This is a genomic window from Streptomyces sp. NPDC017943, assembly GCF_044328425.1.
GTDB classification, from domain to species: domain Bacteria; phylum Actinomycetota; class Actinomycetes; order Streptomycetales; family Streptomycetaceae; genus Streptomyces; species Streptomyces djakartensis_A.
The window spans coordinates 372,620-395,409 of sequence record NZ_JBIRHH010000008.1 but is presented as its reverse complement, the minus strand read 5'-3'; the positions used below and the strand labels follow the sequence as shown (position 1 = coordinate 395,409).

The window sequence follows — 22,790 nt, the reverse complement described above, 5'->3', positions numbered from 1 at the left end:
CGCGCTGGGCAGCCAGGAGCCGCCGGTACACCTCCGTGTCGCCGAGGTGGCCCAGCTCTCCGATGGCGAGGGGACTGGTCACTCTTCACCGTCGTGCTCGTCGCCGACCGGGGCGGGCTCGTCCTCCTGGTCCTCGTCGTCGAGCGGGTGGCTAGACGCCGGCCGCCTCGCGGCCCTCCTCGCTCGGCTCGAACTGTTCGACCTGCGGAGCGCCCGCCTGGGAGCCGCCCAGCCGCCAGATCAGGTGGTAGCTGGTGACCTCGCCGGCCTTGTTCACGTACGCCATGACGGCAAGCTAGAGAGGCCGTGCACCATCGGTGCACCATCGACACGAATGAGTGAAGGGCTGGACAGGCCTGGCCAGCCGCAATGAGTAAAGAAGTGCCCGGAGCCGGACTTGAACCGGCACGCCCGCGAAGGGGCAGCGAGGTTTAAGCTCGCCGTGTCTGCATTCCACCATCCGGGCAGGCCATGGGCTCCGCAACGAGGTTCCGAGACTATCGGGACACGTCCCCCGAACAGCGGACGGGCGGACCGATGTTGTCTTATTTTATTGACGTCTGAGGGTGCATCAGCACACGGAACGCGCCGTCCGCACTTGCCATCAGCCTTGCGTGCGACGGACAGCGGCGTATGCGGAATGACGGAATTTCACCGCCGGAACGAGGGCACTCCACCTGTTCTGGACAGCCGGAACGACAGGTTCCGGCCAGAGGGCCTCTTCGGGGTCCGGTGTCATCCCCAGGTATGACGCCGCGCCCCCGGGTCCGACCCGAGTCGCCCCCCGGAACCGGAACAGCGGGTGACTACACGGCCGCGGCGGACCCGGACGATGGAACACGTCCTTCCCCGCACAGCCGTCCGACAGGAGAGCCATCCCGTGACCACCGCATCCCTCGCCGACCGGGCCACCGCCGTGGCCGCGCGCGCCACGGATCTGTCCAAGATCTACGGGCAGGGTGAGACCCAGGTGGTCGCCCTGGACCGGGTCACCGTCGAGTTCCGGCGGGCCGAGTTCACCGCGATCATGGGGCCGTCCGGTTCCGGCAAGTCGACCCTGATGCACTGCGTCGCCGGCCTCGACACCTTCTCCTCCGGGTCGGTGCGCCTCGGCGACACCGAGCTGGGCTCCCTCAAGGACAAGCAGCTCACCAAGCTGCGCCGGGACAAGATCGGCTTCATCTTCCAGGCGTTCAACCTGCTGCCGACGCTGACGGCCCTGGAGAACATCACCCTCCCGATGGACATCGCGGGCCGCAAGCCGGACAAGCAGTGGCTGGACTCCGTGATCCGCATGGTCGGTCTGGCCGACCGGCTCGGCCACCGCCCCTCCCAGCTCTCCGGCGGTCAGCAGCAGCGCGTCGCCGTGGCCCGGGCGCTGGCCTCCCGGCCCGAGATCATCTTCGGTGACGAGCCCACCGGAAACCTCGACTCGCGCTCCGGCGCCGAGGTCCTGGGCTTCCTGCGCAACTCCGTGCGCGAGATGGGCCAGACCGTCGTGATGGTGACCCACGACCCGGTGGCCGCGTCCTACGCCGACCGCGTGGTCTTCCTCGCGGACGGCCGGATCGTCGACGAGATGCACCGGCCGACGGCCGACACGGTCCTCGACTTCATGAAGCAGTTCGACGCCAAGGGCCGCACCAGCTGATCCCCCGCCAGGACCGACAGGACTGAGATTCGCCACCATGTTCCGTACCGCCTTGCGCAACGTCCTCGCGCACAAGGCCCGGCTGCTGATGACCGTGCTCGCCGTGATGCTCGGCGTCGCGTTCGTCTCCGGCACCCTGGTCTTCGCCGACACCCTCTCCCACGCCTTCCGCAACCAGTCGGCGAAGAGCTACGACGACGTCGCCGTGTCCGTCTCCTCGTACGCCGACCCGGACGACCCCGAGCAGGACCCGGGCCTGTCCGGCAAGGTCCTCGACCGGATCTCCGCCGTGGACGGCGTCGCCGGGGTGTACGGCCGCGTCGAGGGCTTCGCCGGGGTCGCCGACCCCGACGGGAAGCTGATCGGCGTCGGCTGGTCCAACAAGGGCTCGAACTTCGCCCCCGGCAAGGACGGCAAGGACACCGCCTACACGTTCACCGACGGCTCCGGCCCGGTGAAGGACGACCAGATCGCCCTGGACGAGGAGTCCGCCGCCAAGGGCGAGTACAAGGTCGGCGACCGGGTGCGCGTCGCGACCAACGGCCCGGTGAAGGAGTACACCCTCAGCGGGGTGTTCACCACCGAGGACGGCGCCGTGAACGCCGGCGGCAGCCTCGTCCTCTTCGACACCGCCGTCGCCCAGAAGCAGTACCTCAAGCCGGGCTTCTTCGAGAGCGCCACCGTCACCGCCGCCCCCGGGGCGAACGACACGAAGATCCTGGACGCGGTCAAGCCGCTGCTGCCGGACTCGGCCGAGGCGCAGACCGGCACGGCGCTCGCCGACAAGCAGGCCGACCAGATCGAACAGGGCATGGGCAACCTCAAGCAGGTCCTGCTCGGCTTCGCGGGCATCGCGCTCTTCGTGGGGATCTTCCTGATCTCCAACACGTTCACGATGCTGGTCGCCCAGCGCACCAAGGAGATCGCCCTGATGCGGGCCGTCGGCGCGTCCCGCCGGCAGATCACCCGCTCGGTGCTCGCCGAGGCCGCGCTGGTGGGCCTGGTCGCCTCGGCCGTCGGCTTCGTCCTCGGCATCGGCCTGGCCGTCGGGCTGCGCTCCGGCATGGCCGCCTTCGACATGAAGATGCCGGACGGCCCCCTGATCCTGTCCGTCACGCCGGTGATCGCGGCTCTGTCGGTGGGTGTGCTCATCACGATGCTCGCCGCCTGGCTGCCCGGCCGCCGGGCCGCGAAGATCCCGCCGGTGGCGGCCATGAACAGCCTCCACGCGGTGGCCACCACCAAGTCGCTGGTGCTGCGCAACTCCATCGGCGCGGCCGTCACCGCCCTCGGCGCGGTCGGGATCGTGGCGGGTGCCTCGACGGGCGGCGACGACGGCCGCATGTACATCGGGGCGGGTGCCTTCCTCGCGCTGATCGGCGTGATCATCCTGATCCCGCTGCTGTCCCGGCCCGTGATCGCCCTCGTCCGTCCGCTGCTCGTCGGCCCCTTCGGGGTGGCCGGCAAACTGGCCGGCCAGAACGCCGTCCGCAACCCGCGCCGCACCGGCGCCACCGCCTCCGCGCTGGCCATCGGGCTGACGCTGGTGACCGGTCTGTCGGTGCTCGGCATCACCGTCGGCACGGCCATCGACAAGATGACCACCGACAACATCAAGGCCGACTACATGGTCTCCATGGCCAACGGCGGCGACCTGGACCGGTCGGCGCTCACGGCCCTGGCGAAGGCCGAGGGCGTCTCCGCGGTCTCGCCGCAGCAGGACGTCTACTTCCAGCTCGACGGCAAGGACTTCGTGTCCGCCTCGGCGGTCACCCCCGGTGACATCGAGAAGGTCCTGACCGTCGACGTCGTCAGCGGCAGTGCGGGCTCCCTCGCCGACGGCCGGATCGCGGTCGCCGAGAAGACGGCGAAGAGCAGGGGCTGGAAGACCGGCGACCGGCTCCCCGTCACCTTCGGCGACGAGGAGAAGGCCACGCTGACGGTGGGCGCCGTGTACAAGGACAGCGAGTTCCTCTCCCCCGTCCTCATCGACCGGAAGGTCGCGGACCGGCACGAGACCAAGCCGTCCATCAGGCAGATCTTCGTCAAGCTCGACGGCGGGCAGTCCGCGGCGAACGAGAAGGTCCTCATCGACGCGCTGGGCGACAACCCCGCCATCACCGTGATGGACAAGCAGGACATCCGCAACGAGTTCGGCGGCGCCATCAACACCCTGCTGAACGTCATGTACGGCCTGCTGGCGATGGCCCTGATCATCGCGGTGCTCGGCGTCGTCAACACCCTCGCGATGTCGGTCTTCGAACGGCAGCAGGAGATCGGCATGCTGCGCGCCATCGGCCTGGACCGGCGCCGGGTGAAGCGGATGGTGCGGCTGGAGGCCGTCGTCATCTCGGTGTTCGGCGCGGTGGTCGGCATCGGTCTGGGCGCGTTCCTCGGCTGGGCGATCGGCGAGACCTTCGCGGACCAGATCCCGGGCTACGCGCTGGTCCTGCCCTGGGACCGGATCGGGATCTTCCTGGTGCTGGCCGGTCTGGTGGGCGTCCTGGCCGCGATGTGGCCGGCCCGCAACGCCGCGCGGCTGAACATGCTGAACGCGATCAAGGCCGAGTGACCGGGCCGCTCCGCGGCACGCCGAAGGGCCGGGCTCCCCGACACGGGGAACCCGGCCCTTTCCGGTGGTACTGGTTCAGTCGGGGGCGGGCGCACCCCAGGTGCGGGCGCGCAGCGGCATCCCGGAGGCACCCGGTTCCGGGGTCCGGACGGCCAGGACCTGGTTGACGCCGATGCGGTTGCGTTCGAAGGCCAGCGCGGAGGCGGCCATGTACAGGCGCCAGACCCGGGCCCGTCCCGGGCCGGCGAGCTGCACGGCGCGCTGCCAGTCGGCCTCCAGCCGGGTCACCCACGCGCGCAGGGTGAGGGCGTAGTGCTCGCGGAGCGCCTCCACGTCGCGCACCTCGAACCCGGCGCGCTCCAGCTGGGCCACGGTGCCGCCGACCGGCTGGAGTTCGCCGTCGGGGAAGACGTAGGAGTCGATGAAGGCGTCGACGCTGTACGCCGACTCGTCGCGCCGGGGGCGACGGGCGATCTGGTGGTTCAGCAGCCGCCCGCCCGGCTTGAGCAGGCCGTACAGGTCGGTGGCGTACTCCAGGTACCGGTCGGCTCCGACGTGCTCGGCCATGCCGATGGAGGAGATCGCGTCGTAGGGGCCGTCGCGGACGTCGCGGTAGTCCTGCACGCGGATCTCGACCCGGTCGGTGAGGCCCTCGTCGGCGACGCGCTTGCGGGCGTAGGCGGCCTGCTCCTGGGAGAGCGTGACCCCGACGACGCTCACCCCGTGCTCGCGGGCGGCGTGCAGGGCCATCGAGCCCCAGCCGCAGCCGATGTCGAGCAGCCGCTGACCGGGCGTCAGGCCGAGCTTGCGGCAGACGAGTTCGAGCTTGTCGTGCTGGGCCCGTTCCAGGGTGCTGTCCGGGGCGGGCCAGTAGGCGCAGGAGTACACCATGGACGGGCCGAGGACGATCTCGTAGAAGTCGTTGCCGACGTCGTAGTGGTGGCTGATGGCGCGCCGGTCGGTGTGCTTGGTGTGCAGGTGGCGCCGGGGGCTGCGGACCTCCTCGGGGGGCGGGGAGGGCGGCAGCGGGAGACCCGCGAGCCGGACCAGGCCGCGGACGGCGGCGCGCACCTCGGGGTCGCGCAGGGCCTGGGCGAGGGTGCGGGCGTCCTCGCCGCGCTCCCAGATCAGGCCGGCGAGCAGGTCGAGGGTGGTGTAGAGATCGCCCTCGATGTCCAGCTCGCCCGCCACCCAGGCGCGGGCCAGGCCCAGTTCGCCCGGCTTCCACAGCAGGCGGCGCAGGGCCCGGCGGTTGCGTACGACGAGCGTCGGGGCGCCCGGCGGACCCGCCTGCGAACCGTCCCAGGCGCGGATGCGCACGGGGAGCGGAGCTCCCAGCACCTGTGCGAAGAGGCCCTGCAGCCGCTGCGCGGCGTCTGCCATGGTGTACACCTCCGTGACGAGGATCCCGGCATGTCCGGACACCACGTAAACACCTGCGGCGCCCCGGTGCAGTCCCCGGCACGCGTCATGTCTGGGCAAAGCCCGTTCTTCCCCCCGGCCGGCGGGAAGGGGCCGGGCACGCCGAAGGGCCTCCCGCACCACGGATGGCGGGAGGCCCTTCGGCGGACTGCTCGGGGAGCCGAGGTCAGGAGGCCTTGGCCTTCTCCTCGGTCTTCGCCTTCGGCGCGGCGGCGACCGGGGCCGGCTTGGCGGCCTCGTAGAACTCCTCGCGCGGGGTCTCGATCGCTCCGAGGGAGACGACCTCGCGCTTGAGGAACATGCCGAGGGTCCAGTCGGCGAAGACGCGGATCTTGCGGTTCCAGGTCGGCATCGCCAGGCCGTGGTAGCCACGGTGCATGTACCAGGCGAGACGGCCCTTGAGCTTGATCTTCATCTTGCCCATGACGATCATCGCGACGCCCTTGTGGAGGCCGAGTCCGGCCACCGCGCCCTTGTTGGCGTGCGAGTAGTCCTTCTGCGGGAAGCCCCGCATGCCCGACACCACGTTGTCGCCGAGGACCTTGGCCTGGCGCAGCGCGTGCTGGGCGTTCGGCGGGCACCAGGCGTTCTCGTTGCCCGCCTTGCGGCCGACGAGGTCGGGCACCTGGGCGTTGTCGCCGGCGGCCCAGATGTAGTCGGTGCCCTTGACCTGGAGGGTCGGCTCGCAGTCGACGTGGCCGCGGGGGCCGAGGGGCAGGCCGTAGCGGGCGAGGGCCGGGTTGGGCTTGACGCCGGCGGTCCACACGATGGTGCTGGAGTCGACCTCGAGGCCGTTCTTCAGCACCACGTGGCCGTCCACGCAGGAGTCCATGGAGGTGGACAGGTAGACCTCGACGCCGCGGCCCTCGAGGTGCTCCTTGCCGTACTTGCCGAGCTTGGGGCCGACCTCGGGGAGGATCTTGTCGGCGGCGTCGACCAGGATGAAGCGCATGTCCTCGCGGGACACGTTCTTGTAGTACTTGGCCGCGTCGCGGGCCATGTCCTCGACCTCGCCGATGGTCTCGGCGCCGGCGAAGCCGCCACCCACGAAGACGAAGGTGAGCGCCTTGCGGCGGATCTCCTCGTCGGTGGTGGAGTCGGCCTTGTCGAGCTGCTCGAGGACGTGGTTGCGCAGGCCGATGGCCTCCTCGATGCCCTTCATGCCGATGCCCTGCTCGGCGAGGCCGGGGATCGGGAAGGTGCGGGAGACCGCGCCGAGGGCGACGACCAGGTAGTCGAAGGGCAGCTCGTAGGCCTCGCCGACGAGCGGGGAGACCGTGGCGACCTTGCGGTCCTGGTCGATGGTGGTGACCCGGCCGGTGAGGACCTCCGCCTTGGGCAGCACGCGTCGCAGCGGGACGACGACGTGGCGCGGGGAGATGTTGCCGGCGGCGGCTTCGGGGAGGAAGGGCTGGTAGGTCATGTACGACCGGGGGTCGACGACCGTGACGGTCGCCTCGCCGTAGCGCATCTTCTTCTGGATGCGCCGAGCTGCGTACAGGCCTACGTACCCACCGCCTACTACGAGGATCCTGGGACGCTCCGTGGTGCTCATGCCATCGAGTATCCACCCGCCTCGAGGGGGTACCTCGTGCGCCCCTTCACAAGGTTGTGGAGGGGGTGTGCTATCCTCCGCCGCCCGCGTGATCCATGTCATGGTGACAACGGGGAGCGAGTGTGCAGCCCGGATCGTTGTCAATGCCGCGTGAGCTGCCTCTCTGGGGCCGAGGGGCCCCTGTGAGGACCTTCGCGCGGGCCGTCCGGAGGGGGTCTCCGGGGTCCTCCTTATCATGCTTCTGAACATGTTCAAAGGGCAGTTCGGCCCTCGGACGGGTCAACGAGGGCCCTTTGATCCCCCGCAGGGGCCGAAATCCTTGTGAAGAACTTCACGAACTTTCCCGCTCCGGCCCGGCCCGCGGCCGTTCCGGCCCGCTCACCCGTACCGGCCGACGCTCAGCGGAGGCGGTTGACCAGCGCGGTTCGGGGCCGGGCCGGCCGGCCGGCCGGCGTGCGAAGGGCGCCGGCGGCGAACCCGCCGCCGGCACCCCGGCCGACCCGGTGTGCGGAGACCGCTCAGCGGCGCCCCGGCCCCATGCCGTCGCCCTCGTCGTCGATCTCCTCGGCGCTGCCCTCGATCCGTTCCTTGCGCACCTGGCCGTGGACGGTCTCCTGCTCGGTCCGCTCCTCCGTGGTCAGACGGACTCGCTCCACCGGCACGGCCTCGGTCTCGGTCACCGGCCGCTCGTCGTGGAGCACCACCTCGTGCTCGGCCTCGCCGATGTCCGGACCGGACATCGCGGCGTCCCGGTTGGCGTCCGTGATGGGTTCCCGCTCGACGCGCACCTCTTCGTGCCGTACCGGGACCGTCTGCTGCACTTCCTCGGTCACGACGTACTTGCGCAGGCGGGCGCGGCCGGTCTCGCGGCGCTCGACACCCACGTGCATGCGCTCCTCGGAGCGGGTCATCGCGTCGTCGTCCGTGCCCCGGCGGGCATCCGCGGCCGCCCCGGAGGTGCCCGCGGTCCCGGCGGCACCCGCGGCTCCGGCAGCACCCGCGGTCCCGGCAGCACCCGCGGCACCGTCGGCGCCACCGGCGGTGCCCGCCGTACCGGCCTCACCGGACTCGTCCCGGTGGGCCCAGCCACCCTCGCCGGGCTGGTTGGCCCGCGACCAGGACTCGTCCCAGTCGATGCCGTAGTACTCGTAGAGCCGGTGCTCCTCGTCCTCCGACAGGTGGCCGCCGCCGTCGACGTCCACGCGCGGCGCGTCCTTGACCCGGCTCTTGGAGTAGGGGACCTCCGTGTGATCGTCCACCAGTGAGGCGTCACGGATGGGTACGAACGTCTCGCTGGTGCCGAACATGCCGGTCTTCACCGACACCCACTCCGGACGCCCGGTCGCATCGTCGACGAAGACGTGCTTGGCCTCACCGATCTTCTTGCCGCCTTCGTCCAGGACCGCGTGATCCAGAACGGCCCCTATCTGCTCCCTGGTGATCATGGTCGTCTCACCCTTCTCGCGAGGCTGGTTCCCGGGACGGGTGAGCATTACAAAAGGGGCGAAACTGACCAACGGCAACAAAAGGCACGTTCTTTTCGCCAGTACCTTGCGCCCCGCCAGTGCGCCGGTGTCACGCCACCGACCACGCGGTGCCGTCGATCGCTCACGAACGCGACTCTCCGAACCCGACATGTGTACACACGAGTGCGTACACATGCCTCATGACCGAGAACACCGTGACCGTACGGGAAGCCCGCGCGCACCTCGCCGACCACATCAACCGGGCCGAGGAAGGCGTTCCGACCGTCATCACGCGCAACGGCGTTCCGGTGGCCGCCGTAGTCCCGATCGCGGACTTCGAAGCCCTGGAGGAAGCGGCCGACGTCATGCTGGCGCGCGATGCCGAAGCGGTCCTGGCCGAGGGCGGCCCCACCGTGACGATGGCGGAACTGCTGGCGGACCTGTTCACCGAGCGGGACGGCGAGACGGCGTGAAGTACGCCTTCCGGTTCACCGCGGCGGCGCAGCGTCGGTTTCGAACCATCAGCCGACCGGACGCCATGCGCATCCTGACCGCACTGACCGCACTCGGTGACGACCCGTACCGCCAGGACGCCGACGTCAAGAAGCTCACCGGCCCGTCGGGCCTCTACCGGCTCCGGGTCGGAAGCCACCGGGTCGCCTACCAGATCCACGAGGGTGAACTGGTCGTCCTCGTGGTCAAGGTGGGCGACCGGCGGGGCATCTACCGCAACCTGTAGGCGGTCAGGCCAAAGACCAGCCGATGCCGTCGAGGATGTCGTGCTCGCTGACGACGACCTCCTGCGCTCCGATGCGCTCCATGATCGACAGCAGGACCAGGGCCCCCGCCCCGATCACGTCCACCCGGCCCGGGTGCATCGACGGCACGGCCGCGCGCTCGGCGTGCGTGGAGCGCAGCAGCCACTCGGTGATCTCGCGGACCCTCGCCAGGGAGACCCGGGAGTGGTGGATGGCCTCGGAGTCGTACTCGGGCAGCTCCTGGGCGATCGCCGACACGGTCGTCACCGAGCCGGCCAGGCCGACCAGGGTGCGCGCCTCGCGCAGCGGCACCGTCTCCTCGGCCAGGTCGAGGGCGGCCTCGATGTCGGCCCGCATCGCGGCGACCTGCTCCGGCGAGGGCGGATCGCTCACCACGCCGTCGCGAACCAGGTGCCGCTCCGTCATGCGGACGCAGCCGATGTCCACCGACCGGGCCGCCCGGACCCGGTCGTCGCCCACGACGAACTCGGTCGAGCCGCCGCCGATGTCGACCACCAGGTAGGGCGTGGGGAGGTGGTCGGTCCCGGCCAGTTCCTTGGTGGCGCCGGTGAAGGAGAACTCGGCCTCCTGGTCCCCGGTGATCACCTCGGGCTCCACGCCCAGGATGTCCAGGACGCCGCGCACGAACTCGTCGCGGTTCTCGGCGTCCCGGGAGGCCGAGGTCGCCACGAACCGCAACCGCTGCGCGCCGTGCTCCTCGATGATCCGCGCGTACTCCCGGCAGGCCGCGAAGGTCCGCTCCAGCGCCTCGGGGGCGAGCCGGCCGGTGCGGTCGACCCCCTGCCCGAGCCGCACGATCGTCATCCGGCGGTCGAGGTCGGCGAGCTCACCGGTGGCCGGGTCCGCGTCGGCGACCAGGAGGCGGATGGAGTTCGTGCCGCAGTCCACGGCGGCGACCCGGGTCATCGGCCGTCCTCCTCGAGCGGCTTGACGGCGAAGTACCCCGAGTCCGTGCCGTCGACCTGCCACCCGTCGCCGCTCGGCGGGCCGGCGGGCGTCACGCAGGCCCCCTTGCGCCACCACTCCGGCAGCATGGCCAGTGCCTCGTCGCCCAGCGGGTTCACGCCCGGGCCCGCGGCCAGCGAGTGCGCGACCAGCACGTGCAGGCACTTCACGCGGTCCGGCATGCCGCCCGCGCTCGGGAAGTTCTTCAGCTCCTCGATCTCGTCGCGGCGCCGGATGTAGTCCTCGTGGGCCGCCCGGTACGCCGCCGCCAGCTCCGGGTCCGCGGCCAGGCGCTCGGTCATCTCCTTCATCACGCCGTTCGCCTCCAGCGTGCCGATCGCCGAGTTGGCCTTCGGGCACGTCAGGTAGTACAGCGTCGGGAAGGGCGTGCCGTCGGGCAGGCGCGGGGCCGTCTCCACGACGTCGGGCTGTCCGCAGGGGCAGCGGTGCGCGATGGCCCGCAGTCCGCGCGGGGGCCGACCGAGCTGCTGCTTGAAGGCCTCGACGTCCGCGTCGGTGGGCTCGGTGCGCGGGGTGGTCGGCGGGGGCGTTTCCATGACTGTCTTCAGGGTGTCTTTCTCTGGGTTCTCTGCGGGGTGACTGGGGCGCGTTTCAGCGGTCGGAGTCGTCTGCCTTGTCGACCCCGTCCCAGACGTTGGCGTACCAGGGGCGGTCCGCCGCGCCCAGGTCGGTGCGCGACTGCTCGGCCGCGTCCGGGTCGACGACGACGAACCCCGTCTCCCCCGGCATGACGTAGTGCAACCGCTGCCGGATCTGCTGCTCCGCGTACGCGTCGTCCTGCCAGCGCGCCTTGGCGTCGCGCAGCCGCTCGACGCGCTCGCGCGCCTGCTGCTGCTCGCGCTGCAGGTCCTCGATCTCGGCGCGCTGGGAGACGTACTGGCGCATCGGCCAGGCCAGGGCCACGATCAGCGAGCACAGCACCAGCGCGAGCAGCGCCGCCCGGCCGGTCAGCCGGGAGCGGCGGGCCTGGCGCCTGGTCTGGGAGCGGTAGACCCGGGCCGCGGTCTGCTCACCGAGCAGCCGGATCCTGGTCGCGGTGGAGAACCGGTCCCGGTCCTTCACGGCCATGTCAGTCCGCCTCCCGCTCCACCGTCATACGCGCGTACGTCCCCGGACACGGTACGGGACCGAGTCCGGGGACGTACGTACGACGCTGCTGCCGACGAGCCGGGTCTGTCGCCGTCAGCCCTTGAAGCGCGGGAAGGCGCTGCGGCCGGCGTAGACCGCGGCGTCGTCGAGGATCTCCTCGATGCGCAGCAGCTGGTTGTACTTGGCGACGCGCTCGGAGCGGGCCGGGGCGCCGGTCTTGATCTGACCGCAGTTGGTGGCGACGGCCAGGTCGGCGATGGTGACGTCCTCGGTCTCGCCGGAGCGGTGGGACATCATGCACTTGAAGCCGTTGCGCTGGGCGAGCTCCACGGCGTCCAGGGTCTCGGTCAGCGAGCCGATCTGGTTCACCTTCACCAGCAGGGCGTTGGCGGCGCCCTCCTCGATGCCGCGGGCGAGACGCTCGGGGTTGGTGACGAACAGGTCGTCGCCGACGAGCTGGACCTTGTCACCGAGCTTGGCGGTGATGGTCTTCCAGCCCTCCCAGTCGTCCTCGAACAGCGGGTCCTCGATGGAGACGAGCGGGTACGCGTCCACGAGCTCCGCGTAGTACTCGGTCATCTCGGCCGCCGAGCGCTCCTTGCCCTCGAAGGTGTAGACGCCGTCCTTGTAGAACTCGGAGGCGGCCACGTCGAGCGCGAGGGCGATCTGCTCGCCGGGGGTGTAGCCGGCTTCCTTGATGGCCTCGAGGATGAGGTCGAGGGCCTCGCGGTTGGAGCCGAGGTTCGGGGCGAAGCCGCCCTCGTCGCCGAGGCCGGTGGCCAGGCCCTTGCCCTTCAGGACCTTCTTCAGCGTGTGGTAGACCTCGGCGCCCCAGCGCAGGGCCTCGGAGAAGGACTCCGCGCCGATCGGCGCGATCATGAACTCCTGGATGTCCACGTTGGAGTCGGCGTGCGAGCCGCCGTTCAGGATGTTCATCATCGGCACCGGCAGCAGGTGCGCGTTCGGGCCGCCCAGGTAGCGGAACAGCGGCAGGTCGCTGGCCTCGGAGGCGGCATGGGCGACGGCGAGGGAGACGCCGAGGATGGCGTTGGCGCCGAGCGAGCCCTTGTTGTCGGTGGCGTCCAGGTCGAACATCGCCTGGTCGATCAGGCGCTGCTCGGTGGCGTCGTAACCGACCAGCTCGGGGCCGATCTGCTCGATGACCGCGAGGACGGCCTTCTCCACACCCTTGCCGAGGTAGCGGTTCGAGTCGCCGTCGCGGAGCTCGATGGCCTCGAAGGCGCCCGTGGAGGCGCCGGACGGGACGGCGGCACGGCCGGTGCTGCCGTCGTCGAGGCCGACCTCGACCTCGACCGTGGGGTTGCCTCGGGAGTCCAGGATTTCCCGGGCTACGACGACGTCGATGGACGGCACGAGCATCTCCTTCTTATGTGACGCGGTGACGCGGGTCGCGTGGACCCGGCGGGGTGCGGGCCCGGTGGCTCGCGACATGAGCCTAACCGGCCCGGGGCGATCGGCCACCGGGTCGCCCACCCCATGGACAGAACCGAGAGTAAATTGTTTCCGAACGGAACAAAGGCGGTTCGCCGCAACGGGCCGAAACTCGGCCCCGGGAGCCCGGGCGGACATGACCCCGCCCCGGTGCGTACGGGGGAACGCGCACCGGGGCGGGGAGCCCGTGGGGACGGGGGTCCCGCCCGTGCGGCGGGGGGCCGCCTGTCAGGGCGAGGGCCTCCCGCGGGGGCGGGGCCGCCGGGCGGCCGGACCGCGGGTGTGCGGTGCGGACCGCCCTGCGGCGGGGGGAGCTGCTGCTTACTTCAGGTGCAGCTGCTGGCCCGGGTAGATGAGGTTGGCGTCCTCGACGATGTCCTTGTTCAGCCGGAACAGCTTCTCCCAGCCGCCCTTGACCTTCTCCTCGGCCGCGATCGAGCTGAGGGTGTCGCCCTTGACGACCTTGTACTCGCCATCGCCCTTCTTGACCTTCTTGCCGGTCGGGGTGGTGACGGTCTTCTTGGCGGCCGGGCGCTCGTCGGAACGGGAGGCCGGCTGCTGCTCGGCCTCGCGGGACTCGGTGCTCTGCTGGCTCTGCTGGCTCTGCTGGTTCTGCTGCGAGGAGCCGGCGGAGCTGCCGGAGTCGGTGGAACCGCCGCCGGTGTAACCGGCGCTCGACAGGCCCTTGCCGCAGACCGGCCAGGCACCCTTGCCCTGGCTGGCGAGGACCTTCTCGGCGATCTCGATCTGCTGCGCCTTCGAGGCCTTGTCGGCGGTGGAGGCGTACTGCGTGCCGCCGTAACCGGCCCACGTGGAGGCGGAGAACTGCAGACCGCCGTAGTAGCCGTTGCCGGTGTTGATGGACCAGTTGCCGCCGGACTCGCACTGGGCGACGGCGTCCCACTCGGAGGCGGTGGCGGCGGAGGCGTTGCCGGCCGCCATCAGCGGAGCGGCGACGGCGGCGGAGGCGACACCGGCGACGGCGATGGCGCGAGTGGCCTTGGACGGACGACGGTGCTTGCCCTTGCCGGAAAACAGCATGGATGGATCCCCTCACCGACGCCTGCGAGGTGAGCTGTCGGGTTCGGGCCGGTTGAGTTGCCCGGCCACGTCCCTCACGGGACGCGGCTCCACCCCTAGCCCTTCCGGCTCAACGAGCCGGTCGGGCACCTACCTTGGGTCCCCCGCTCCTGCCTACGGCGCTTGACGCGACGACTGTTCCCGTACGGCCGCTGGCAGGATTCGGCGTTGCGGCCGCCGGGGCTCGCGGTGGCGAGCGGTCACGACCGTAGACAGGCGATCGCCGGAATTTCAAAGACGATCAAGGCTTCTGAGACCTATCTCTCACCACGTTTATACGGGACATAGGCCGCGAAACATGGCGTGAACTCGCGTCGATTCGGGGCGACTTCCGCCGCCGTTCCCGCACTGCCCGAACGGCTACTTCCCGTCCGTTTCGTCCTCTGCGGTAAGCGTCTGACCGGGCAGAACGGGCTCCGGGTCGCTGTCGGCGGCCTTCTCGCCCCCGGCGTACAGCTCGTCCCATCCCCCGTCGATCCGGAGGGAGTCGGCGATGGACCAGGCGCTGTCCCCGACGCCGACGATGTAGGCGCCCTCCGACTTCTCGTCGGAACCCTCCTCGCCGCGCGAGGCGTGGCGCCCCGAGGACGCGTTCGCAGTGCCGTCCGCGGACTCGGTGCTCTCGTCGGCACTGGGGGAGCCGGTGTCCGCCGCGGCCGAGGAGCCGTCGCTCGGGCGGGACTTGCCGGATGCCTCACTCTCGGGCGTGGCCGACCGCGAGCCGTCCGACCCCCGATCGGCACTGCGAGAGGCGCGCGATGTGCCGGAATCATCCGATTCGCCCCGAGATGCCGACGAAGCGTCAGGTGACGCCGAGCCGGACGGGGAAGACGACGGGGACGACGCGGACGGGGAGGGCGAGGCGGAGGACCCGGAGGATCCGAGCGAGTCGAGCAGTCCGGGCGAGTCCGTCGGAGCGGAATCGCCGGACGAGCCGGACGCATCGCCCGAACCCGACGAACCCTTCTCGAGGCCGGAGAGGAGCCCACAGGTGTGCCAGGCGCCGACCCCCTGTTCGGCGAGGATTCTCTCGGCCACGGCTATCTGCTGCGAACGGCTGGCCAGATCGGCGCTCGCGGCGTAGTCGAGACCGCCGTGGCTCTCCCAGTCCTCCTGGGAGAGCGCGAGGCCGCCGTAGTAGCCGTTGCCGCTGTTCTGGCTCCAGGCCCCGCCGGTCTCGCAGTCCGCGATCCGGTCCCAGGTGGCGCCGTCGGCAGCGCTGGCACCGGAGGCCCCGAGGAGCGGGATCGCGATGGCGGAGCCGGTCACTCCGGCCGCGACGAGGAGAGCCGGAGCCTGGCGGGGGCGACGGTGACGACCGTTCCCGGAGAGCATACGGAGACCTTTCGCAAGACAGCAGTGACCCGCGCGGCGCCGTCTCCGGGCCGCGTTGATGGGTGAACGTATAGGCAGACGATCACTTGTCACAAGTTCATGCCGCGCAGATCACGTGAAGATCACAGACATGACGGCGTGTCATGTTTGGCGGGAGCGCTCGCTGGTCATGGCGGCCGTCACACCGGAGTGAACTCCACCGGGAGGGTCCGCAGCCCTCGCATGATGAGCCCGCCGCGCCAGCGCAGCTCGTCCGGGTCGGCCGCGAGCCGGAGGTCGGGCAGGCGCGTCAGCAGCGTGGCGAGGGCGGTCTGGCCCTCCAGCCGGGCGAGTGGGGCGCCGAGGCAGTAGTGGATGCCGTGGCCGTACCCGAGGTGCTGGTTGTCCCGGCGGGACAGGTCCAGCGTGTCCGGCTCGGCGAACCGCTCCGGGTCCCGGTCCGCGGCCGCCAGCACCACCAGGACCGGGTCGCCGGCCTCGATGCGCTGCCCGCCGACCGTCAGCGGCTGCGTGGCGAAGCGCCAGGTCGCGAGCTCGACGGGGCCGTCGTAGCGCAGCAGTTCCTCCACGCCGGTGGCCAGCAGGTCCTGCTCCCCGGCGGCGAGGGACGCCTGCAGGCGGGCCCGCTGCCCGGGGTGGGTGAGCAGGGCGTAGGTGCCGTTGCCGATGAGGTTGACGGTCGTCTCGAACCCGGCGAACAGCAGGATGAACGCCATGGCCGCCGCCTCGTTCTCGGTGAGGTGCTCACCGTGGTCGGAGGCGCGGATGAGCCCGGAGATGAGGTCCTCGCCGGGGGCCGGTTCGTCGGGCAGCGCCTGGCGCTTGCGGTGGATCAGCTCGGCGAGGTAGCCGCGCATCTTCTTCACCGAGCGGGCGACGCCGCCGCGGGGCCCGCCCTGGTGACGGATCATCATGCCCGCCCAGTCGCGGAAGTCGTCCTGGTCCTCGCGGGGGACGCCGAGCAGGTCGCAGATGGCGTAGATGGGCAGCGGGAAGGCGAACTCGTGGATGAGGTCCGCCGACCCCGTCCGCGCGAACCGGTCGATGAGCCCGTCGGTCAGCTCCTGCACCCGGGGGGCGAACTCGGCGACCCGGCGGGGCGTGAACGCCTTGGACACCAGCCGCCGCAGCCGGGTGTGGTCCGGCGGGTCGATGTTCAGCAGGTGCGTCATCAGCTCCGCCTTGCGCTCCCCCGGGATCCCGGTCTTGCCCTTGGCGTGGGCCGGTTCGTCGTGATGCGCCGGGTTCTTGGAGAGCCGGGGATCGGCGAGCGTCTGCTTGGCGTCCGCGTAGCGCGTGACCAGCCAGGCCTCCACCCCGCTGGGCAGCCGCGTGCGGTGCACCGGGGCGTGCTCGCGCAGCCAGGCGTAGGCGGGATAGGGGTCGCTCGCGAACTCCCAGGTGAAGAGTTCCGGGGCGGTGGCGGGCGTGCTGGGCTGGGGCTGGTCGGTCACGGTCCGACGGTATCCGGCCCGCCGGCCCCGCCCGGCCCGGGTCCGCTCAGCCCTCGGCCCGCAGGATCGCGTCCCGGTAGGCGCGGGCCGCGGCTCTGAGCGCCGCCTCCGGGTCGACGCCGTCGGCCTCGGCGCGGACCGCCAGGGCCAGCAGCTCGTAGCCGATGCCCTCGACCGGGGGCAGGGGTATGTCGAGCCCGGCCGTACGGGCCCGGGAGGCGAGCTTGGCGGCCAGGGCCAGTCCCGGCTGGCCGAGGGGGACGCCGTCGGTGACGGAGGTGCGCTGCTTCTCGATCGCCTTGGTGCGCAGCCAGTGGGCCTTGACCTCCTCGGGGGTGGTGGCCGTCGCGTCGCCGAACACGTGCGGGTGGCGGTGGACGAGCTTGGCGACGATGCCGCCGGCCACGTCGTCGATGGAGAAGGGCGCCTCGGTGTCCTCCTCGGCGATGCGGGCGTGGAAGACGACCTGGAGGAGGACGTCACCGAGCTCCTCGCGCAGTTCGTCGCGGTCGCCCTCCTCGATCGCCTCGACCAGTTCGTACGCCTCCTCGATGCCGTACTTGGCGAGGCCCTTGTGGGTCTGCCGGGACGACCAGGGGCATTCGGCGCGGATGCGGTCCATGACCTGGACGAGGTCGAGGAGGCGGGCGCCGGGCAGGTCGTAGGAGGCCGGGAGCAGCTCCAGCTCCGGCATGGCGAGGCGGCCGGAGCCGGCGAGACGGGCCAGTCCGTCGGTCAGGGCCGGCTCGCCCTCGCCCGTCGCCACGACGACGACGGTGCGGCCGCCGGCGCAGGCGTCGACGAGGTCCTGCGCGGTGGGCGACGCCACCTCGACGACGACGCCGGCCTCGCGCAGATAGGGCAGCTGCGGGTGGGCCCCGTCCGCGCACAGCACCCGGTCGGCCGCGTGCAGGGCCTGCCAGGCGGGCCAGGAGAGCAGGCCGGGGGCGACGCGGTGGCTGGTCGTGAGCAGGACGGCGCGGCCCGGGTCGGCGGCCGCACCCGGGGCGGTCTGCGGGGGGCCCGGGGTGGCTTCGGAGCGGTTGGCGTTGGCGTTGGGGTTCACGTTTCGAAGTTATCCCACGTGGCCGACGGTGCCGGAGTTGTCCACAGGGGGTGGGGGCGGGCGCTCGGAAGTTGTCCACAGGGCGCGATGAGCGGGGCGTGCGGAAGATTTCGCAGGGGCGGGCCGGGCGGGCGTGCGGAGATCTCGCAGGGGGCAGGCCGGGCGCTCGTGAGGGTCCGCGGGGGGCGCCGGGCGCGGGTGCTTGTCAGTGCCGCCGGGGGGTGACGGGGCGGGCGCTCGGTGGTGCCCGCCGGGGGTTCGGTCGGGCAGTCGGCGGTGCCCGCATCGGGTGACCGGGCGGGCGCTAGGCAGTGCCCGCACGGATTCCGACCGGGCACTCGGGGTGTCCGAAGGGGGTGCCCAGGCGGGCGCTTGCCAGGACCCACACGGGGTCCGGCCGGGCACTCGGCGGTGCCCGGAGGACGTGACCGGGCGGGCGCTTGTCTGCACTCGCACGAAGTTCGCCCGGGCTCTTGTCGCGGCCCGCCAGGGGTTCGACCGGGCAGTCGGCGGTGCCCGTACAGGGTGCAACCAGGCACTCGGCAGTGCCCGCACCACGTACGACCGGGCACTCGGCACTGCCCGCACGGGCCAAGTCGGGCACTCGGCTGTGCCCGCGCCGGGCCCGACCGGGCGCTCGGCGGTCGCTCGTGGAGGGGGGATCGGGCGCCGGTCGGCCGGCCCGGGACCCGGGGGCCCGGAGGTGGCCCGGGCCCGGTCCGTCGTCCGGCGTGCTACATGGACTGCTGCGCCTGCGTCGCCGTCACGTCGCGGACCCACGGGGTCTTGGCGTCGGCGCGGCTGCTCTTGCGGACGTCCCACGTGCCGTAGCGCGGGTTGAGGTTGACGTCGAGGTCCTTGGAGGCGTCCGAGAGGGCCTTCCAGAACTCGGGGCGGCTGGTGTCGGTGCCGAGCTTCTCGGCGAGCTTCTGGGCCTCCAGCTGCAGGCGGAGGTTCTCCTCCAGGCGCTGCGGCGGGATGCCGTACTGCTGGAGCCAGGTCGTCTCCAGCGCCTTCGCACCGCCGGCCTGCTTCTCCAGGCCCGAGCGCATCCTCTGGATCTCCTTGCGGGTGACGGTCACGTCGGCGTCCTGCGCGGCGCGGTGCAGCACCCGGTCGAGCACCATGGTCTGCAGCGTGTCCCGCGTGAGGGTGCCCGTCCGGGCGATGGCCTGCCGGTACTGCGCCTCGTCCCGCACGGCCGCCCGCTGGGCCTGCCGGACCTCGCCGACCCGCTCCTCCAGCTGGGAGACGGTGATCCGCTGGCCACCCACCACGGCGGCGGCGCCGGGATGCGCGTCGTTCCCGCAGGCGGTGAGGAGAGGCGCCGCGGCGGCGATCGCGGCGGTGAGGACGAGCGCGGTGCGACGGCGGCGGTGCAAGGAGACCTCCCGAGGAGATTGTGCGGCGGTGCACAAGGTCTTGCGGTGATCGATGGTAGGCAGTGGGCAAGCTCTGGCCAACCCATTCGACCAACGATTCACCGGGACTTCCGGCACCGCCGCGCCGCCCCCGGACCGGGCCTCAGCCCCGCACCTGCCCGAGCCACTGCAGCGTGCGGCGGATCTCCACCCCCAGCGGGTGACCGTGTCCGTGAGTGCGTTCGACGTCGTGCAGCAGCCGGGCCAGGGTGTCGTGGGCGGCGCCGCGGTCGCCGAGGGCCAGCAGCAGGTGCCCGATGCGGCGGCGCACGTCGTGGGCCAGCTCCGGGCCGCCCGCCGCGACGTACTGGTTCTCGTAGTACGGCAGCAGCGCCCGGTACTCGGCGAGGGCCGCGGCCGGTTCGCCGAGCTGTTCCAGGCACTGGGCCGCCTCGTAGCGGAAGCGCAGGCACTGGGGGTCCGCCTGGCCGGCCTCGGCGGCGCGTTCGTCGGCGAGGCGGCGCAGCTCGGGCAGGGCGCGCCGGTACTGGCCGTCGTCCAGCAGGGTGGCCGCGTACTGCCTGCGCAGGGTCCGCACGACCGGGGAGTGTTCGCCGTGCCGGCCGGCCGCGACGGGCAGGATCGCGCCGAGGATGTCGACGGCCTGGGTGATGCGGCCTTCGCCGAGCAGGCGCTTGACCTCGTCGACGGCCCGGGCGATGTCCGTGTTGCCCGGCGACTCGGGGACGGGGGTGGCCGGGGCGGGCTGGGGGGCGGGCGTGCGGGCCCGGTCCGGCCAGGGGGCGTGCGGGCGCAGGAAGGGGCGGGTGGGGTCGAGGGGCGCTCCCGTGGGTGTGCCGCGGGCGGGCAGGAGCGGCTCCAGGCGCTCGTACACCTCCTGGGCGGAGGCGGGCCGGTGCTGCGGGTCCTTGGCCAGCAGGCGCAGCACCAGGGTCTCCAGCGCCTCGGGCACCTCGGGGCGCAGCCGGCGCACCGGGACCGGCGGTTCGTACAGGTGCCGGTGGAGGACGCCGAGTGCCGTGGAGCCGGAGAACGGGACGTCCCCGCTGAGCAGTTCGTGCAGCACCACGCCCAGCGCGTACAGGTCGGTGTAGGGGCCGACCGCGCCGCCCATGGCCTGCTCGGGGGCCATGTAGGCGGGCGAGCCGATGGGCGTTCCCGTGTGGGTGAGGCGGGTGGTGTCCGTCTCCATGACGGAGGCGACGCCGAGGTCGAGGACGGTGACCGTGCCGTCCTGCTTCACCATCACGTTGCGCGGCTTCAGGTCCCGGTGGACGATCGGCACCGCGTGCACGGCGCTCAGCACGGCGCACAGCTGCGCCGTCACCGCGACCGCCCACGGCCACGGGTAGGGGGTGCGCCCGGCGAGGTGACCGGCCAGGTCGACGCCGTCGATGTACTGCATGACGAGGAACAGCTCCTCGCCCTCGCTGCCCGCGTCGTGCACGGTGACCAGGCCGGGGTGGTCGACCTGGGCGGTCACCCGGCACTCCCGCACGAAGCGGCGGCGCAACTCCTCCGCCTCCTGGCCCGCCACCTTGTCGGGCCGCAGCAGCTTCACGGCGACGCGCCGGTCCAGCCGCTGGTCGTAGGCCGTCCAGACCTGGCCCATGCCGCCCTGGCCGAGGACGGCGGACAGTTCGTAACGGCCGGCGACGACGCGTCCGGCCTCGGCACTCACCTGCTGCCCTCGGGCTCACCGGGGGTGCCGTCCGGGCGGCCCTCCTGCCGGCGCAGGTAGTCGCTCAGTTCGTCGAGTTCGGCGCGCACCTGGTCGATGCGGGCGGGCGCCGGCCGCTGCGGGACCGGTGGCACGGGGTGCTGCGGCGGCTGGGTCTGCGGCTGCGGGACGGGCGTGGCGGCCGGGTTGTAGGGCGTCGCCTGGTGCGGATAGCCGTACGGGGTCTGCCCGGAGATGACGGTCGGCCCCTGCGACGGCGGGTAGCCGGCGAACCGGCGCTGCGCGTTGTGGTGGCCGATGTCCACGACCAGGAAGTAGATCGCGGACCCCAGACCGAGCAGCATGATCACGGCGAGCGCTATGTCGGTGCGGTAGTCGCCCTCGGGGAGCGAGCCGATCACCACGAAGCAGGTGACGGCCAGGGGCAGGCTCACCCAGGCCGCGATCCAGTCGTACACCTTGCCGCGCAGGACGGCGGCCCGGAACAGCGGGACGCAGGCCAGCACGCCGCACGTGAGGACCCCGGCTGCGGCGATCAGCACGCGCAGGGAGATGACCGTTGCCGCGCTGCGGGGAGGCGGCGCCGCGCCGTGGCCGTACATGACTGCTCCTGGTCCGGTGTGGCCGAATGGGACGGGTACGTGCGAGTGACAGAGCACGGTGGGGGATCCGAGCGTATAGCCCGACACGGACCACCGGTCACGGGTTGTACCGAACCGTTGTCGTGCTGATCACATCGCGTGTCAGGAGCGCGGGCCGGGGCGGGTGGGAAGCCTCCGGGCCCGCCCGAGGCCGCTGTTGGCGGCGCCGGGCCCCGGAGTGCCCGCGTCCGTGTCGGGAGAACCACCCCATGTCGCCCGTCCCCCACGGGACTTGAGCCCTATCCGCCGCACTGCTTCAGCATCATCTCCTTGTCCGGTTCCGTCACGGGCAGGTCGTACTTCAGGGACACCTGGGCGAAGCGCACCGCGTAGGCGCAGCGGATCCGCTTGTCCGGCGGCAGCCAGGACGCCGGGCCGGAGTCCCCCTTGGAGCTGTTGGTGGGACCGTCCACCGGGATCAGGTTGAGCGGGTCGTTGGCGATCGCCTCCCGCTTGTCCTTCGACCAGCGCGAGGCGCCCATCTGCCAGTCGTACGACAGCGGCATGACGTGGTCGATCTGTACTTCGGTGGCCCGGGACTTCTTCCACTCGATGACCTTGCCGGTGTACGGGTCGTGCAGGGTCAGCGAGACGACGATGCAGTCCGAGCCGGACCGGAAGCGGAGCTTGTCGCCGTCCCGCTTGAGGAGGTCGTTGCGGGAGTCGCAGCCGTTGTGCGAGAAGGGGACCTCGCGCGGTGCCGAGTCCATCCAGGCGTAGCCGAACTTGTCCCGCTCGTAACCGGTGCGCGGGCCGCGACCCTTGGTCCGCACCTTGTCGATCAGGGTGCGCGCCTCCTCCTTGTCCGCGGAGGACGTGACGGGCGCGAGGCCCGGTTCGGTGCCGTCCGGGTTGTCCAGCGGGTTCACCGCCCGGCCGTTCCCGGCGGCCGCTGCCCCCGAGCCCGAAGCTCCGCTTCCCTCCTCCGGTGCGGGGAGCCCTTCACAGCCGGCCAGCGCCGCGCCGGTGACCATCATCGCGACAGCCAGTGCCGCCCCACCCCTCAGACGCCTCACCGTGCGCCCCTCCCTGCTTTGCCTGTTCCGCCGTCGCACGGGCGGCCCGTGCCTGGTCAACGGTAGCGAGGGGAAGGTGCGGACCACAGGGGGCCTCAGGGTCGCAGGGCCTCAGGCGGCACACCGCGCCTGTCGGGTGTGTCGCCGGTCGTGTGTGTCGCCGCTGTTCCGGCAAGCTCCGGC

At 71.7% G+C, this 22,790-nt stretch carries 20 protein-coding genes, 1 tRNA gene and 1 riboswitch; of the genes, 4 read left to right on the top strand and 17 right to left on the bottom strand.

Annotated features, from left to right (window positions below):
- Positions 1-151: 151 nt before the first annotated feature.
- Entirely contained in the window at positions 152-286 is a 135-nt protein-coding gene (locus ACH4C6_RS26735; protein WP_398111129.1) for a hypothetical protein, read from the bottom strand.
- A gap of 96 nt (positions 287-382) precedes the next feature.
- Positions 383-466 (bottom strand) — tRNA-Leu (locus tag ACH4C6_RS26730).
- Between the two features lie 414 nt (positions 467-880).
- Here ACH4C6_RS26730 and ACH4C6_RS26725 point away from each other — a divergent pair.
- Entirely contained in the window at positions 881-1,651 is a 771-nt protein-coding gene (locus ACH4C6_RS26725) for an ABC transporter ATP-binding protein (protein ID WP_398111128.1), read from the top strand.
- A 37-nt stretch (positions 1,652-1,688) separates the two neighbouring features.
- On the top strand, positions 1,689-4,223 hold the full coding sequence (locus ACH4C6_RS26720; RefSeq protein WP_398111127.1) for an ABC transporter permease: 2,535 nt from the start codon (positions 1,689-1,691) through the stop codon (positions 4,221-4,223).
- A gap of 75 nt (positions 4,224-4,298) precedes the next feature.
- Here the strand turns inward: ACH4C6_RS26720 and ACH4C6_RS26715 are convergent, their stop codons facing one another.
- The 3 genes from ACH4C6_RS26715 to ACH4C6_RS26705 form a co-directional block, all read right to left on the bottom strand.
- Complete coding sequence (locus ACH4C6_RS26715) at positions 4,299-5,606, bottom strand: class I SAM-dependent methyltransferase (protein ID WP_398111126.1); 1,308 nt, start codon at positions 5,604-5,606, stop codon at positions 4,299-4,301.
- 205 nt (positions 5,607-5,811) lie between these two features.
- Positions 5,812-7,200: an NAD(P)/FAD-dependent oxidoreductase gene (locus ACH4C6_RS26710; protein ID WP_398111125.1), complete on the bottom strand. Its 1,389-nt coding sequence runs from the start codon at positions 7,198-7,200 to the stop codon at positions 5,812-5,814.
- A 518-nt stretch (positions 7,201-7,718) separates the two neighbouring features.
- Complete coding sequence (locus ACH4C6_RS26705; protein WP_398111124.1) at positions 7,719-8,645, bottom strand: DUF2382 domain-containing protein; 927 nt, start codon at positions 8,643-8,645, stop codon at positions 7,719-7,721.
- 221 nt (positions 8,646-8,866) lie between these two features.
- Between ACH4C6_RS26705 and ACH4C6_RS26700 the strand changes: the two genes are divergently transcribed.
- Together ACH4C6_RS26700 and ACH4C6_RS26695 are read left to right on the top strand one after the other, a co-directional pair.
- On the top strand, positions 8,867-9,139 hold the full coding sequence (locus ACH4C6_RS26700) for a type II toxin-antitoxin system Phd/YefM family antitoxin (RefSeq protein ID WP_398111123.1): 273 nt from the start codon (positions 8,867-8,869) through the stop codon (positions 9,137-9,139).
- On the top strand, positions 9,136-9,405 hold the full coding sequence (locus tag ACH4C6_RS26695; protein ID WP_398111122.1) for a type II toxin-antitoxin system RelE/ParE family toxin: 270 nt from the start codon (positions 9,136-9,138) through the stop codon (positions 9,403-9,405). Before ACH4C6_RS26700 ends, ACH4C6_RS26695 begins: the two co-directional genes overlap by 4 nt.
- A 4-nt stretch (positions 9,406-9,409) precedes the next feature.
- On the opposite strand, the gene ACH4C6_RS26690 is transcribed toward ACH4C6_RS26695, so the two are convergent.
- From ACH4C6_RS26690 to ACH4C6_RS26635, 12 genes are all read right to left on the bottom strand, one after another.
- Positions 9,410-10,351 carry an exopolyphosphatase gene (locus ACH4C6_RS26690; protein ID WP_398111120.1) on the bottom strand — a complete coding sequence of 314 codons (942 nt, stop codon included), beginning with the start codon at positions 10,349-10,351 and terminating at the stop codon, positions 9,410-9,412.
- Positions 10,348-10,947 carry a DUF501 domain-containing protein gene (locus ACH4C6_RS26685; RefSeq protein ID WP_398111119.1) on the bottom strand — a complete coding sequence of 200 codons (600 nt, stop codon included), beginning with the start codon at positions 10,945-10,947 and terminating at the stop codon, positions 10,348-10,350. Before ACH4C6_RS26685 ends, ACH4C6_RS26690 begins: the two co-directional genes overlap by 4 nt.
- Before the next feature lie 55 nt (positions 10,948-11,002).
- A complete protein-coding gene (locus tag ACH4C6_RS26680) occupies positions 11,003-11,479 on the bottom strand; it encodes a septum formation initiator family protein (RefSeq protein WP_398111117.1) in 477 nt (158 codons plus the stop codon).
- Positions 11,480-11,593: 114 nt separating this feature from the next.
- Positions 11,594-12,874 carry a phosphopyruvate hydratase gene (eno, locus tag ACH4C6_RS26675; RefSeq protein ID WP_365514982.1) on the bottom strand — a complete coding sequence of 427 codons (1,281 nt, stop codon included), beginning with the start codon at positions 12,872-12,874 and terminating at the stop codon, positions 11,594-11,596.
- A 399-nt stretch (positions 12,875-13,273) separates the two neighbouring features.
- The gene (locus tag ACH4C6_RS26670) at positions 13,274-13,993 is read right to left on the bottom strand and encodes a transglycosylase family protein (protein ID WP_398111116.1); all 720 of its coding nucleotides are present in this window, start codon (positions 13,991-13,993) and stop codon (positions 13,274-13,276) included.
- 4 nt (positions 13,994-13,997) lie between these two features.
- Positions 13,998-14,164: riboswitch (cyclic di-AMP (ydaO/yuaA leader) on the bottom strand.
- 228 nt (positions 14,165-14,392) lie between these two features.
- Positions 14,393-15,367, bottom strand: coding sequence for a transglycosylase family protein (locus ACH4C6_RS26665; RefSeq protein ID WP_398111115.1), 975 nt, complete (start codon positions 15,365-15,367; stop codon positions 14,393-14,395).
- 179 nt (positions 15,368-15,546) lie between these two features.
- A complete protein-coding gene (locus tag ACH4C6_RS26660) occupies positions 15,547-16,821 on the bottom strand; it encodes a cytochrome P450 (RefSeq protein WP_398111114.1) in 1,275 nt (424 codons plus the stop codon).
- 46 nt (positions 16,822-16,867) lie between these two features.
- Complete coding sequence (locus ACH4C6_RS26655; protein ID WP_398111113.1) at positions 16,868-17,887, bottom strand: nucleoside triphosphate pyrophosphohydrolase; 1,020 nt, start codon at positions 17,885-17,887, stop codon at positions 16,868-16,870.
- A 734-nt stretch (positions 17,888-18,621) separates the two neighbouring features.
- Positions 18,622-19,269 (bottom strand): SurA N-terminal domain-containing protein, encoded by a 648-nt coding sequence (locus ACH4C6_RS26650; RefSeq protein ID WP_398111112.1) that lies wholly within the window; start codon positions 19,267-19,269, stop codon positions 18,622-18,624.
- A gap of 142 nt (positions 19,270-19,411) precedes the next feature.
- Positions 19,412-20,908, bottom strand: coding sequence for a protein kinase (locus ACH4C6_RS26645; RefSeq protein ID WP_398111149.1), 1,497 nt, complete (start codon positions 20,906-20,908; stop codon positions 19,412-19,414).
- Between the two features lie 38 nt (positions 20,909-20,946).
- On the bottom strand, positions 20,947-21,552 hold the full coding sequence (locus tag ACH4C6_RS26640) for a hypothetical protein (RefSeq protein WP_398111111.1): 606 nt from the start codon (positions 21,550-21,552) through the stop codon (positions 20,947-20,949).
- A gap of 278 nt (positions 21,553-21,830) precedes the next feature.
- The gene (locus tag ACH4C6_RS26635) at positions 21,831-22,607 is read right to left on the bottom strand and encodes an HNH endonuclease family protein (RefSeq protein WP_398111110.1); all 777 of its coding nucleotides are present in this window, start codon (positions 22,605-22,607) and stop codon (positions 21,831-21,833) included.
- Between the last annotated feature and the right edge of the window lie 183 nt (positions 22,608-22,790).

Bases quoted from the DNA above. Each gene is read 5' to 3' on its own strand.
- ACH4C6_RS26720 (WP_398111127.1), top strand. From the start codon at position 1,689: ATGTTCCGTACCGCCTTGCGCAACGTCCTCGCGCACAAGGCCCGGCTG.
- ACH4C6_RS26670 (WP_398111116.1), bottom strand. From the start codon at position 13,993: ATGCTGTTTTCCGGCAAGGGCAAGCACCGTCGTCCGTCCAAGGCCACT.
- ACH4C6_RS26735 (WP_398111129.1), bottom strand. From the start codon at position 286: ATGGCGTACGTGAACAAGGCCGGCGAGGTCACCAGCTACCACCTGATC.
- ACH4C6_RS26705 (WP_398111124.1), bottom strand. From the start codon at position 8,645: ATGATCACCAGGGAGCAGATAGGGGCCGTTCTGGATCACGCGGTCCTG.
- ACH4C6_RS26700 (WP_398111123.1), top strand. From the start codon at position 8,867: ATGACCGAGAACACCGTGACCGTACGGGAAGCCCGCGCGCACCTCGCC.
- ACH4C6_RS26640 (WP_398111111.1), bottom strand. From the start codon at position 21,552: ATGTACGGCCACGGCGCGGCGCCGCCTCCCCGCAGCGCGGCAACGGTC.
- ACH4C6_RS26665 (WP_398111115.1), bottom strand. From the start codon at position 15,367: ATGCTCTCCGGGAACGGTCGTCACCGTCGCCCCCGCCAGGCTCCGGCT.
- ACH4C6_RS26680 (WP_398111117.1), bottom strand. From the start codon at position 11,479: ATGGCCGTGAAGGACCGGGACCGGTTCTCCACCGCGACCAGGATCCGG.
- ACH4C6_RS26685 (WP_398111119.1), bottom strand. From the start codon at position 10,947: ATGGAAACGCCCCCGCCGACCACCCCGCGCACCGAGCCCACCGACGCG.
- ACH4C6_RS26710 (WP_398111125.1), bottom strand. From the start codon at position 7,200: ATGAGCACCACGGAGCGTCCCAGGATCCTCGTAGTAGGCGGTGGGTAC.
- ACH4C6_RS26690 (WP_398111120.1), bottom strand. From the start codon at position 10,351: ATGACCCGGGTCGCCGCCGTGGACTGCGGCACGAACTCCATCCGCCTC.
- ACH4C6_RS26715 (WP_398111126.1), bottom strand. From the start codon at position 5,606: ATGGCAGACGCCGCGCAGCGGCTGCAGGGCCTCTTCGCACAGGTGCTG.